The sequence below is a fragment of the Amycolatopsis sp. 195334CR genome (genome assembly GCF_017309385.1).
In the GTDB taxonomy this organism is placed as follows: domain Bacteria; phylum Actinomycetota; class Actinomycetes; order Mycobacteriales; family Pseudonocardiaceae; genus Amycolatopsis.
Window position 1 is genome coordinate 1,851,365 of record NZ_JAFJMJ010000001.1, and the last position, 12,012, is coordinate 1,863,376.

13 protein-coding genes are annotated in these 12,012 nt (G+C 69.7%); 9 read left to right on the forward strand and 4 right to left on the reverse strand.

The features are described from left to right. Positions 1–65: 65 nt before the first annotated feature. From JYK18_RS09045 to JYK18_RS09055, 3 genes are all read right to left on the reverse strand, one after another. Positions 66–707, reverse strand: a complete 642-nt coding sequence (locus JYK18_RS09045; protein ID WP_206801659.1) for a C39 family peptidase — start codon at positions 705–707, stop codon at positions 66–68. Positions 708–1,081: 374 nt separating this feature from the next. Next, entirely contained in the window at positions 1,082–2,455 is a 1,374-nt protein-coding gene (gene radA, locus JYK18_RS09050) for a DNA repair protein RadA (RefSeq protein ID WP_206801660.1), read from the reverse strand. 39 nt (positions 2,456–2,494) lie between these two features. Then, positions 2,495–3,421, reverse strand: coding sequence for a hypothetical protein (locus tag JYK18_RS09055; protein ID WP_206801661.1), 927 nt, complete (start codon positions 3,419–3,421; stop codon positions 2,495–2,497). A 297-nt stretch (positions 3,422–3,718) separates the two neighbouring features. Here JYK18_RS09055 and JYK18_RS09060 point away from each other — a divergent pair, with 297 nt between their 5' ends. From JYK18_RS09060 to JYK18_RS09100, 9 genes are all read left to right on the forward strand, one after another. Then, positions 3,719–4,210: a CarD family transcriptional regulator gene (locus JYK18_RS09060; protein WP_020669809.1), complete on the forward strand. Its 492-nt coding sequence runs from the start codon at positions 3,719–3,721 to the stop codon at positions 4,208–4,210. A 29-nt stretch (positions 4,211–4,239) separates the two neighbouring features. Continuing rightward, the gene (locus JYK18_RS09065; RefSeq protein WP_206801662.1) at positions 4,240–4,893 is read left to right on the forward strand and encodes a 2-C-methyl-D-erythritol 4-phosphate cytidylyltransferase; all 654 of its coding nucleotides are present in this window, start codon (positions 4,240–4,242) and stop codon (positions 4,891–4,893) included. Continuing rightward, complete coding sequence (ispF, locus tag JYK18_RS09070) at positions 4,890–5,363, forward strand: 2-C-methyl-D-erythritol 2,4-cyclodiphosphate synthase (protein WP_206801663.1); 474 nt, start codon at positions 4,890–4,892, stop codon at positions 5,361–5,363. The genes JYK18_RS09065 and ispF overlap by 4 nt, the downstream gene beginning before the upstream one ends. A gap of 4 nt (positions 5,364–5,367) precedes the next feature. Next, a complete protein-coding gene (locus JYK18_RS09075) occupies positions 5,368–6,054 on the forward strand; it encodes an HAD family hydrolase (RefSeq protein WP_206801664.1) in 687 nt (228 codons plus the stop codon). Between the two features lie 48 nt (positions 6,055–6,102). After that, positions 6,103–7,488: a cysteine--tRNA ligase gene (cysS, locus tag JYK18_RS09080; protein WP_206801665.1), complete on the forward strand. Its 1,386-nt coding sequence runs from the start codon at positions 6,103–6,105 to the stop codon at positions 7,486–7,488. A 2-nt stretch (positions 7,489–7,490) separates the two neighbouring features. Further along, the gene (rlmB, locus tag JYK18_RS09085; protein WP_206801666.1) at positions 7,491–8,447 is read left to right on the forward strand and encodes a 23S rRNA (guanosine(2251)-2'-O)-methyltransferase RlmB; all 957 of its coding nucleotides are present in this window, start codon (positions 7,491–7,493) and stop codon (positions 8,445–8,447) included. A gap of 236 nt (positions 8,448–8,683) precedes the next feature. After that, the gene (locus JYK18_RS09090; RefSeq protein ID WP_206801667.1) at positions 8,684–10,120 is read left to right on the forward strand and encodes an MBOAT family protein; all 1,437 of its coding nucleotides are present in this window, start codon (positions 8,684–8,686) and stop codon (positions 10,118–10,120) included. A 108-nt stretch (positions 10,121–10,228) separates the two neighbouring features. Continuing rightward, positions 10,229–10,654, forward strand: a complete 426-nt coding sequence (locus JYK18_RS09095; protein WP_206801668.1) for a helix-turn-helix domain-containing protein — start codon at positions 10,229–10,231, stop codon at positions 10,652–10,654. Beyond that, complete coding sequence (locus JYK18_RS09100) at positions 10,651–11,061, forward strand: type II toxin-antitoxin system VapC family toxin (protein WP_206801669.1); 411 nt, start codon at positions 10,651–10,653, stop codon at positions 11,059–11,061. Before JYK18_RS09095 ends, JYK18_RS09100 begins: the two co-directional genes overlap by 4 nt. On the opposite strand, the gene JYK18_RS09105 is transcribed toward JYK18_RS09100, so the two are convergent. Next, positions 11,058–11,903 carry an NAD(P)-dependent oxidoreductase gene (locus JYK18_RS09105; protein ID WP_206801670.1) on the reverse strand — a complete coding sequence of 282 codons (846 nt, stop codon included), beginning with the start codon at positions 11,901–11,903 and terminating at the stop codon, positions 11,058–11,060. The genes JYK18_RS09100 and JYK18_RS09105 overlap by 4 nt on opposite strands. Positions 11,904–12,012 lie beyond the last annotated feature (109 nt).

Here is a 12,012-nt window from a genome sequence, read left to right on the forward strand (position 1 = left end):
TCACACGGGAGAAATAGTCCGGAAAATTGTGACTCCTGTCAACGCCCGCCGTGGTCGCGCGGAAATCAGGCCGCGTATCCCTTCGGCGGGATCAGCGAGGCCAGCTGGTCGAAGGACAGCCAGTAGATCTGGTTGCCGCCGAAGTTGGCCGAGTCCGCGATGTGCACGGTCATGTTGTCGCTGTTGTAGCCGATCACGGTGAAGTAGTGGTAGATCGTCTCGTTCGGGTAGCCCGGCGGGTGGTTGTCGGGCGGGGCGACGATGTTGGCCACCACCGCGTAGCCGTTGTCGACGTCGTAGACGATGTCCTGCCAGAGCAGGTCCTTCTGCGCCTGCGTCGGCGGGTCGTTCGGCATCTCCTTGACCTCGTACCAGGTGGTGCCGAGGTTGGCGTTGAGCGCGTTCGCGATCTGGCTGATGTGGTCGGTGCCGTTCTCCGTGGTGCCCATCTGGGCGGCCAGGTCACCCTGGGACGGCAGGGTGCCGGTGCGCGCGGACATGGCGATCCGCGCCGCCGCCGGGCCGCACCAGTACCCCGTCTCCTGGACCTGGTACTGCACGTTGAGCGACTTGGCGCCGGCCACGTTGACGTCGGCGGGTGCCGGGTTCGCCGGCGCGGGGTTCGCCGCGAAGGCGGCACCCGGCAGGACGAGCGCACCAGCCGCGGCGACCCCGACGATCGCCCTGAAGAAACCTCTACGCTGCACTTGTTACTCCTTCCCCAGTTATTTCGTCGGTTATTTTCCGTCGAATAGCGGTCATCCTGGAGAAAGCGGGCAACTGAGCACAAGGGGTTTCAGGCAGGCCCGAAATACCCCGGCGCCGCCGAGCGTCCTTGTGCCCGGCCGGAGCCGCCACCACCGGCTCGGCTCTGGCCACCGCTACCGATTCCGGCCACCAGCCATCAGCCACCGGCTCCAGCACCGGCTCGGGCTCTAGCCACCGGCTCGGGCTCCGACCATCGGCTCAGGCTCCAGCACCCAGCTCGGGCACCGGCACCGGCACCGGCTCGGGCGCGGGCTCGGGCTCGGGCTCGGGCCACCGACTCCGGGCGCGGCGAGCGTCACGGACCGGGAGCGGGCTAGGCGCGAGCGTGCTCCGCCGCGGACAGGGCCACGCCGACATCGGCCACTTCCAGCACCCTGATGCCGGACGGGAACTTGCCCGAGTCCGGCGGCACCAGCGCGTGCGTGAAGCCGAGGCGAGCCGCTTCGGCGATGCGCTTGCCGACGTTCGAGACGCGCCGGATCTCCCCGGCCAGGCCGACCTCGCCGACCGCGACCAGCCGCGGCGACAGCGCCACGTCGGCCACCGAGGACGCGATCGCCAGCACCAGCGCGAGGTCCACCGCGGGCTCGGTGATCTTCATGCCGCCGACGGTGGCCAGGAAGACGTCCCGCTTGGCCAGCTGCATCCCGGCCCGGCGCTCCATCACCGCGAGCACCATCTGCACCCGGGACGCGTCCAGCCCGCTCACCGCGCGGCGCGGCTGCGGCAGGGTGGACTCGGCGACCAGCGACTGCACCTCGCTCATCAGCGGGCGCTTGCCCTCCATCGCCACCGTGATCGCGGTCCCCGACACCGGCTCGGTGGTGCGGTTCATGAACAGCCCGGACGGGTCGGGCACGCCGACGATGCCGTTCTCCCCCAGTTCGAAGCAGCCGATCTCGTCGGCGGCGCCGAACCGGTTCTTCACCCCGCGCACCATGCGCAGGGTGGAGTGGCGGTCGCCCTCGAACTGGAGCACCACGTCCACCAGGTGCTCCAGCACCCGCGGCCCGGCGATCGAGCCCTCCTTGGTGACGTGCCCCACCAGCACGATCGGCAGCCCGCGTTCCTTGGCCAGCGCGACCAGCCCCGCGGTGACGGCCCGCACCTGCGTGACCCCGCCGGGCGCGCCCTCGGCCTGCGGGGACGACATGGTCTGGACCGAGTCGACGATCAGCACGCCGGGCTTCACGTCGTCGACGTGGCCGATGATGGCGCCGAGATCGCTCTCCGCGGCGAGGAACATCTGCTCGTGCACGTTCCCGGTGCGTTCGGCGCGCAGGCGCACCTGCCCCGCCGACTCCTCGCCGGTGACGTACAGGGACGGGTGCTCGCCGGTCTTCCCCGCCGCCCACTGGTAGGCGACTTCGAGCAGCAGGGTCGACTTGCCGACACCGGGCTCGCCGGCGAGCAGGATGACCGCGCCGGGCACCAGTCCCCCGCCGAGCACGCGGTCCAGTTCGGGCACCCCGGTCTGGCGGGCCCTGGCGGCCTCGACGTCGACCTGGCCGATCGGCCGCGCGGGCGCGCTGGGCGCCCCGGCGACCACCCGCGCGATCGCCGGGCGGGCGTCACCGCGTTCCTCGATGGTGCCCCAGGCCTGGCACTCCGGGCACCGGCCGACCCACTTGGCCGCCTCGTACCCGCATTCACCGCAGCGGTACGAGGTGCCGCTCTTCTTAGCCACGAGCGGTCAGGCTAGTGAGCGGGTACGACAGTTTCGCGCTCAACCGCCGTGGTTGCCGTGTTCGCCATCGACCGGGCCGGCGTGGGAAGCGGGCGGGGCGCCGTGCTCCTGCGGGGCACCGGCGGGCGGCGCGGCCTGCTCGCCGTGCTCGGCACCGTGCTCACCCTCGCCGCCGTGCTCGAGGCGCGGCCGGGTGGAGCTGGCGATCGGCACGTCGACGACGACCGAACCGGCGTCGCGGAAGATGAGGGTGACCTTGAGGGTCTGGCCCGGGTAGATCGGCGCCTTGAGGCCGAGCAGGTTGATCACCGCATGCCCGACCGGGTGCTCCTCGACCGCGTCCGCGGGCGGCGGAACCGGTGCCTGCGAACCGGCGGGCGGCTGGTTCGCCCCGCTCGGCTGGTTGGCGCCACTCGGCTGGTTCGAACCACTGGGCTGGTTGGCACCGCTGGGCTGGTTGGCACCGCTGGGCTGGTTGGCACCGCTGGGCTGGTTCGAACCACTCGGCTGGTTCGCGCCGCTCGGCTGGTTCGGCTGCTGGGCACCGGACGGCGGCTGCGCCGGCGCACCCGGCTTCGGCTGGGCCGGCTCGTGCTCGTGCGGCAGGCTCGCCATCGGGCTGACGGTCAGCTTGCTGCCCGCGACAACCGCCTTGAAGCCCTGGATCTCGGCGTCCGTGGCCCCTTCGGCGGTCACGTCGACGAGCTCGTCGTCGGCGGGGCCGTTGTTCGCCACCACCAGTTCCACCGGCGCGTCGGCGCCGGCCGGGTAATACGCGGCCTCGCCGGGGAAGGTCAGCTTCGCGTCCCGGACCGCGAGCTTGCCGAGATCGGCGAAGCCGCCGGTGACGGCGGGCAGCTGGGTGTCGGTCTGGGTGATCTGACCGGCGCCGCAGCCCGCGAGCGCCAGTACCGCGCCAAGGCCGAGCGCGGCCACGCCGAGCACGCGTCGATTCTGCTGCCTCACGGTCTCGTGTCCCTCCTGCGCGTCCAGTTCCCCGCGAAGGGTAGCCCGGCCTCCCGCGCCCACCGGAACCCGGTGGCCGTTGTGCGCGGCGGATTCGAAGATCAATGGTCCACAGTGGAATTCGCGGGGACCGCGCCGCGATTTGCGGCTCACCTGCATGAGCATGGGAAATGCACGTTTGTCAACCCCCGTCCGGCCCACGATCCGGCCGCTGACCTGCGACGACGGAACTCGGGGCGCTAGATGGTGCCAGTCGAGCCGTGCTAGGATGGTGGTAGCGAAAGGGGCAGAGGACACATGGTTTTCAAGGTCGGAGAGACCGTCGTCTACCCGCACCACGGTGCCGCACTCATCGAAGCGATCGAGACCCGTGTGATCAAGGGCGAGGAGAAGAAATACCTCGTCCTCAAGGTCGCGCAAGGGGACCTCACCGTTCGCGTGCCCGCAGACAACGCCGAGATCGTCGGTGTGCGGGACGTCGTCGGGCAGGACGGTCTGAATCGCGTGTTCGACGTGCTGCGTGCGCCGCACACCGAGGAGCCCACGAACTGGTCTCGTCGGTACAAGGCCAACCTGGAGAAGCTCGCCTCCGGCGATGTGAACAAGGTGGCCGAAGTGGTGCGCGACCTCTGGCGGCGAGAGAAGGACCGTGGCTTGTCCGCCGGCGAGAAGCGGATGCTGGCCAAGGCACGGCAGATTCTGGTGAGTGAACTGGCATTGGCCGAGGGCACCGACGAAGGCAAGGCCGAGGTCCTGCTCGACGAGGTTCTGGAAACCGCGGCGGTCTGAGCGGCGGAACCACCGGACAGATCACGGCGATGAAGCATGTCGCTCTGCTCGTCGCGGACACCAGCCAGGGCGCACTCGCGTCCCTCCGTGGCGAAGCGTTGCTCACTCATGCGGTTCGTGGCCTGATCGATTCCGGTTGTGAAGATCTGACGATAGTGCTGGATTCGGACCGCCGGCTCGCCGAAAGCGAGTCGGCGGTTCGAGTCGTGCCCGGAGCCGTCCAGCGCTACCGGGTTTTTTCCGGGTGCGCGGATCGTAGCGAGTCCCTCCGCGGGGCCCTGCACGTGGTCGCCCCAACACGCTCCGAAGTCCTGGTGGTGCACGAGGCCACTCGTGCGCGCACCCCGGCGTCGCTGGTCAGGGCGGTGGTGGCGGCCGTGCGGGACGGCGCGCCCGCCGCGGTCCCGGTGCTGCCGATGACCGACACGGTCAAGCTCGTCGACCACACCGCGCGGATCACCGGCACCAGCGATCGCACGCGCCTGCGCACGCTGCAGACGCCGATGGCCTTCCACCCCGATCTCCGCGACGAACTCGCCGAGCACGGACCCGAGGGCCTGCTCGACCGCCTCGGTGCCGCCGTCCGGTTGGTCGACGGTCATCCCGACGCCGCACGCCTGGCGTCGGGGTTCGAACTCGCGCTCGCCGAAGCGGCGCTCGCCGAAGCCGGAGGTAAGCGGTGATCCCCAGGATCGGCCAGGGTGTGGACGTGCACCCGGTGGAAGCCGGCCGCGACTGCTGGGTCGCCGGTCTGCACTGGGAGGGCGTGGACGGCTGCGCCGGGCACTCCGACGGCGACGTCGCGGCCCACGCGCTCTGCGACGCCCTGCTCTCCGCCGCGGGGCTCGGGGATCTCGGCGCCGTTTTCGGCACCGGCGATCCGCGCTGGGCCGGCGCGCACGGCGTGGAACTGCTCGCCGAAGCCCGCCGGCGCGTGGAAGAGGCGGGGTTCTCCGTCGGCAACGCGGCGGTCCAGGTGATCGGCAACGCGCCGCGCATCGGCAAGCGCCGCGACGAGGCCCAGCGCGTGCTGTCCGAGGCCGCCGGTGGCCCGGTCAGCGTGGCGGGCACCACCTCGGATGGTCTTGGTCTCACCGGCCGTGGTGAGGGCATCGCGGCGATCGCCACCGCCCTGCTGATCCCGGTAGCCTGACGCCGTGACGATCACTGCGGCGATGTTCGACTTCTCGGGGACCGTCTTCCGGTTGGAGCAGGACGAGTCCTGGCTCGCCGAACTCACCGACGACGGCGGTGCCCCGCTCGACCTCGAAGCCCAGACCGAGCTGATGCGGCGGATGACCGCCCCGGTCGGGCAGGTGGCCGACTTCGACGACGAGCACCAGCACGCCTGGGAGAACCGGGACCTCGACGTCGACCTGCACCGCAAGGTCTACCTCGACGTGCTCCGCCAGTCCGGGGTGCCGAACCGCGAGCAGCGCGAGGCGCTGTACCGGCGGCTGATCGATCCCGCGATGTGGACGCCGTACCCGGACACCGAGGAGGCGCTGAAGGGGCTGGCCGGCCGCGGCACCAAGGTGGCCGTGATCAGCAACATCGCCTTCGACATCCGCCCGGCCTTCGCCGCCCGCGGCTGGGACGCCTACGTGGACGTCTTCGTGCTGTCCTTCGAGGTCGGGGCCATCAAACCGCAGCCGGAGATCTTCCAGGCCGCGCTCGACCAGCTGGGGGTCACCGGTCCGGAGGCGCTGATGATCGGCGACGCGGAGGAGGCCGACGGCGGGGCACGGGCGCTGGGCTGCGAGTTCGCGCTGGTCGAACCGCTGCCGACGAGCGAGCGCCCGGACGCGCTGCTGACCGCGTTGCGGGCGCACCAACTGCGCTGAAGCCGGATCGGTGCGGCCGACGTCACGGCGAGCCCGTACCATTTCCGCGTGGCCCTACACCTATACGACACGGCGTCCAGGAGTGCGCGGGAGTTCCAGCCCGCCCGCAGCGGAACGGCGTCGATCTACGTGTGTGGGGCGACCGTGCAGGGCATTCCGCACATCGGGCACGTCCGCGGCGCGCTGAACTACGACGTGCTGCGGCGCTGGCTTGTCCACAGTGGACTCGACGTGCTGTTCGTGCGCAACGTCACCGACATCGACGACAAGATCCTCACCAAGGCCGCGGCGAACGACAGGCCCTGGTGGGAGTGGGCAGCTACGCACGAGCGCGCCTTCGAGGACGCCTACACCGCGCTGGGCTGCCTGCCGCCGTCCATCGCGCCGCGGGCCACCGGCCACGTGACGCAGATGGTCGAGCTGATGCAGCGGCTGATCGAGCGCGGGCACGCCTACGCGGCCGGTGGAGACGTCTACTTCTCGGTGAAGTCGTTCGACGGCTACGGCGCGCTCTCCGGCCAGCAGCTCGACGACGTCCAGCAGGGCGAGAGCCTGGCCGAGGGCAAGCGCGACCCGCGCGACTTCACCCTGTGGAAGCGCGCGAAGCCCGGCGAGCCCTCGTGGCCGACGCCCTGGGGTGAGGGGCGGCCCGGCTGGCACCTCGAGTGCTCGGCGATGGCCACCGCCTACCTCGGCGGCGAGTTCGACATCCACGGCGGCGGCGTCGACCTGGTCTTCCCGCACCACGAGAACGAGCGCGCCCAGTCGAACGCGGCGGGTGACGGCTTCGCCCGGTTCTGGCTGCACAACGCCTGGGTGACCATGTCCGGCGAGAAGATGTCGAAGTCGCTGGGCAACGTGGTCGCCATTCCGGAGATGCTGCGGAAGTACCGGGCCGTGGAGCTGCGCTACTACCTGGTGCAGCCGCACTACCGGTCGACCATCGAGTACTCCGACGCGGCGGTTTCCGAGGCCGCGCAGGGCTATCGCCGGATCGAGCAGTTCCTCCGGCGGGTGGCCGGCGCGGCGGGTGCGGTCGAGCCGGGGGCACTGCCCGCGGAGTTCACCGCGGCGCTCGACGACGACCTGTCCACCCCGCAGGCGTTCGCCGTGATGCACAACACCGTGCGCGACGGCAACGCGGCGCTGGACTCGGGCGATACCCACCGGGCGCTCGAACTCGCCGCTTCGGTGCGCGGGATGACCGCGGTGCTCGGGCTCGACCCGCTCGACCCGCACTGGGCGGCCGGCCGGGAGAGCCCGGCGGACCAGGCGCTGGCCGGGCTGGTCGGCGGGCTGCTGGAGACCAGGCAGCAGGCACGCAAGGACAAGGACTTCACGCTCGCGGATTCGGTGCGCGCGTGGTTGCTCAACGCGGGTGTCGCGGTGGAGGACACCCCCAACGGTCCACAGTGGACCCTTAAGGACTCGTAGCAATGGCAGGCAACTCCCAGCGTCGCGGCGCGATTCGCAAGGAGGGCACCAAGAAGGGTGCCGTCAAGGGTTCCGGCGGCCAGCGGCGCAAGGGGCTCGAAGGCAAGGGCCCGACGCCCAAGGCCGAGATGCGCCCCGGGCACCCGAAGCAGCGGCGGGCCGCGGCGGCCGCGCGCGCGGCGAAGACGCGGGCCGAGAAGGCGGACGCGCCGGAGCTGATCGCCGGGCGCAACCCGGTGGTCGAGGCGCTGCGCGCGGACGTGCCGGCGACCGCGTTGTACGTGGCGCTCAACATCGACGCCGACGACCGCGTCACCGAGGCCGTGCGGCTGGCCGGTGACAAGGGCATCTCGATCCTGGAGATCCCGCGCGAGGAGCTGGACCGCAAGACCAACCGGGCCATGCACCAGGGCCTCGGGCTGCAGGTGCCGCCGTTCGAGTACGCGCACCCGGACGACCTGCTGGTCGCCGCCCGCGACTCCGGTGAGCCGCCGCTGCTGGTGGCGCTGGACGGGGTGACCGACCCGCGCAACCTGGGCGCGGTGATCCGCTCGGCGGCCGCGTTCGGCGCGCACGGCGTGGTGCTGCCGGGGCGGCGCAGCGCGGGCATGACCGCGGTGGCGTGGCGGACCAGTGCCGGGACGGCGGCGAAGCTGCCGGTGGCGATGGCCACGAACCTGACCCGGCAGCTGAAGTCGTGGGCCGCCGACGGCCTGATGATCGTCGGGCTGGACGCCGACGGCTCGATGGACATCGACGAGCTGAACCTGGCCACCGACCCGCTGGTGGTCGTGCTGGGCTCCGAGGGGCGCGGGCTGTCGCGGCTGGTGCGCGAGACGTGCGACGCGACGGTGTCGATCCCGATGGCGGCCGGGGTGGAATCGCTGAACGCCTCGGTGGCGGCCGGCGTGCTGCTGGCCGAGGTGGCCCGACTGCGGCGAGTGACCGGCCGGATCTGACGGCTAGCGCGGACTCCCCTCGGCTGGGTGGTTGCGATCGGGAGTCCGCCGGGGGTATTCGGTGGATCCAGGTTTCCGCGGGGCGTGCGGCCGGGAGACCTGCGTACCGGTGTTGTACTCGGGTCTTCCGGCCGTGCGTCCAGCGGGAAGCTGGGCCGCCGAGACCCCTGGCAGACTTCCGATCGTGACCACTAGGGTCACAGAACTGACACGTCACCAGGGGGAGCCGCTCGGCCATGTCGTTCGTTTCGCCACTGTTCCTGTGGTACTTCATGCCCGCGGTGCTGGTCGCCGTGCTGGTGTGCCCGCGGAGCTGGCGGAACGGCATCATCGCGGTCGGCAGCCTGATCTTCTACGCCAGCGGCGCCGGGGTGTTCACCCTGCTGCTGCTGGCGTGCATGGTGCTGAACTTCCTCGCCGGGCCGCACCTCGAGCCCAACGAGTGGGATCGCAGCGGCGACGCGCGCCGTCGGGTGTTGTTGCTCTGCGTGATCGGCTTCAACGTCGGCATGCTGGTGGTGTGGAAGTACGCGGGGTTCGCCACCGAGCAGATCGCGTGGTTCGCGCAGGCGCTCGGCGGTGACTTCCCGATCGTCCAGCTGGCGCTGCCGATCGGGATCTCGTTCTACACCTTCCACCACATCTCGTACGTGGTCGACATCTACCGCGGTGAGCGGCAGGCGCTGCGTAATCCCGTGTCGTTCGCGACGTACATCTCGATGTTCCCGCAGTTGGTGGCCGGGCCGATCGTGCGGTACCGGGAGATCGCCGACCAGCTGCCGCAGCACCGCTCGCACCGGCTGGACGACATCGCGGCGGGCTTCCCGCGGTTCGCGCTGGGGTTGTGCAAGAAGACGATCATCGCGGACTCGATCAGCCCGATGGTCGACGCGTGCTTCTCCACGCCGCCGGGCGACATGACCTTCGCGGTGGCGTGGCTGGGCGCGCTGGGGTACACGCTGCAGTTGTTCTTCGACTTCTCCGGGTACTCGGACATGGCGATCGGGCTGGGGCGGATGCTCGGGTTCCGGTTGCCGGAGAACTTCGCGCGGCCGTATTCGTCGGTCACTATCACCGAGTTCTGGCGGCGGTGGCACATGTCGCTGTCCCGGTGGTTCCGGGACTACGTCTACATCCCCCTGGGCGGCAACCGCGGTGGCGCGGGGAAGACGTATCGCAACCTGTGCATCGTCTTCGTACTGACCGGCTTCTGGCACGGCGCGGACTGGACTTTCCTGGTGTGGGGCGCGTTCCACGGAGCGCTGCTGATCATCGAACGCGCCTTCGGCTGGGACCAGGCCCCCTCGGCTGGCCTCGCCATGATCGCGCGACGGGCGTTGACCTTCGTGCTGGTGGTGTTCGGCTGGGTGTTCTTCAAGTCGGCCGATCTGACCAGGGCGCTCAACATGATCGGGCACATGCTGATGCCTGATTTCAATGGTTTGACGGACGTGGTGGAGTCGGCCCTGACGAACCAGCGGTTGGTGCTGTTGCTGATCGCCCTGGTGGTGGTGTTCCTCCCGGCGCATCCGGTGACGGGTCCGCTGCTGGAGTCCTCGCGGAGCAAACCAGCCACGGGGCTGCGAATCGCCGTGATGACGGTGGGGCTGGTGTACGCCTCGATTTTGGTGGCGACGGGGACCTTCAGCCCGTTCTTGTATTACCAGTTCTGACAGAGCGTCACGATCAGTTACGCTGAGCTCAATGCTCGCGTGCGCTGGCTCGCGAGTTGGCGTCGGTTACTTAGACTGGGGAGGGACGCTGACGTGGAGGAGCTCGAGATGGCGGAGTTGGGGAAGCGCGAGCAGGTCAACGGGCTGCCGCGCGCCCGCGCTGCCGCGCAGCTGAAGCGCAAGTACGAAGAGGGCAAGAGCATTCGCGTCCTCGCCGAGGAAGCTGAGCTCCCCTACCGGGTGGTGCGCGAACTCCTGGCGGAATCCGGGACGCGGATCCGCCACAGCCCCGTGACGCGCCAGACAAAGGACGACCGGCGCACGGATGCGCACCAGTTGCTGGATCGAGTTCCCGGTTCCCGGCTGGACGAAGCCGCGGCCTTCCTCCGCGAACTCGCCGAACCGGAACAAGTCGACCAACCCCGGCGACGCTTCCGGACGGTCGGCGTTTTCGACGGTGAACCAGACCTCGGCAGGCGTGCCAAGGAAATAACCCGCCGCGAACTCGGTGGCAGGTCGAACAGAACAGCGTGATCATCCTGGACACCGGCCCGGTGGTCGCCATGAGCAACCGCCGGGACGATGATCATCAACGTTGTACCCGTTTGCTCACCACGACGCTGGAACCATTGGTCCTGCCCGAACCACTGATCACGGAAATCGGCTACATGCTCGGCTCCCGCGCGGGCGCGCAGGCCGAAGCCGATTTTCTCCGCGACATCGCGGACGGCATCTACACCGTGGAGTCCCTGCATCGAGCCGATGTCGGACGGGCGGCGGATCTGGTCGAGCAGTACGCGGATCTACCGCTGGGCACAGCTGATGCCTGCGTGGTCGCATTGGCGGAAAGGCTTGGCGTAACACGCATAGCGACACTCGATGAACGACATTTTTCCGTGGTCAGGCCCAAGCACGTGCGGTCATTCGACCTGCTCCCCTAATCCCCTTTGCGGAAGTGGTCGATGAGGCGCGAGTAGCTGTCGTTGGCGTGGCCGGCTTCGATGGCGTCCGACACCAGACGTTGGGTGTAGGCGGCGAATTCCGTGTTGATGCCCCGTGCCTTGCTTTCCCGGACCAGGTCTTCGACCGACGGCAGATGGTGTTGCAGCGCACCGAATTCCAGGGCGTGCGAACCAGAGTCCACTTCGGAGGCCAAGGACGGTAGGTAGCCCAACAGGGCCGACATCGAGGGGGAAGCCTTCGAAAGGAAATCCGTGACCGGGATTCCGGCGTCCGTCAGCAGGGCCGCGGCGTGCAGGAAGCCGTTCAGGGTGCCCCACATGGTGTCGTGGACGGCCATGCCGAACAAGGTGGGGGCACCCGGGTCGGCGGACACCAGGGTTCCCCGGCCGCCCAGTAACGACAGCTCCGCCGAGTGAGCACTGTGGACGGAGGCCGCCCCGCCGTAGAAGATCACGGCGTCCGGGTGTCCGATGCCTGGGGCGATGGTCATGATCTGGCCGTGCAGGTACTCCACACCCGCCGAGGCAGCCCAGTCCGCGACAGCACGGGCTTCGTCCGAAGTGCCGTCCGTCAGGTTCAGCACCGCCCGCCCTCGCAGGTCGCCGGCTGACTCCAGCAGTGCGCGGGCGACCGAGTTGCCCTTCACGCTGACCACGATCAAGCCACCACCGGCCACGGCCTCCCGCACGCTGGAAGCCTCGACGGCACCGGCGGGTGCCTTGCCCGGCGTGCGGTTCCACACCGTGGTCGGGTGACCACCTGCCACGAACGCGGCCGCCAACGCATGGCCCATTTCGCCGAGGCCCAGCACTACGGTCATCTCAACCATCCTCTCTGTCCTGTTCAGCGACCGTATGACCTCGACCAAACTCGAAGTAAAGGACCAGTTTGCCCCGGGGGCTGGTTGCCCGCCCCACACCGGGGTGAGA

What these genes read in the sequence shown, in the direction of transcription:
- JYK18_RS09060 (WP_020669809.1), top strand. Translation starts at nt 3,719, where the DNA reads ATGGTTTTCAAGGTCGGAGAGACCGTCGTCTACCCGCACCACGGTGCC.
- JYK18_RS09065 (WP_206801662.1), top strand. Translation starts at nt 4,240, where the DNA reads ATGAAGCATGTCGCTCTGCTCGTCGCGGACACCAGCCAGGGCGCACTC.
- rlmB (WP_206801666.1), top strand. Translation starts at nt 7,491, where the DNA reads ATGGCAGGCAACTCCCAGCGTCGCGGCGCGATTCGCAAGGAGGGCACC.
- JYK18_RS09090 (WP_206801667.1), top strand. Translation starts at nt 8,684, where the DNA reads ATGTCGTTCGTTTCGCCACTGTTCCTGTGGTACTTCATGCCCGCGGTG.
- JYK18_RS09095 (WP_206801668.1), top strand. Translation starts at nt 10,229, where the DNA reads ATGGCGGAGTTGGGGAAGCGCGAGCAGGTCAACGGGCTGCCGCGCGCC.
- JYK18_RS09105 (WP_206801670.1), bottom strand. Translation starts at nt 11,903, where the DNA reads ATGACCGTAGTGCTGGGCCTCGGCGAAATGGGCCATGCGTTGGCGGCC.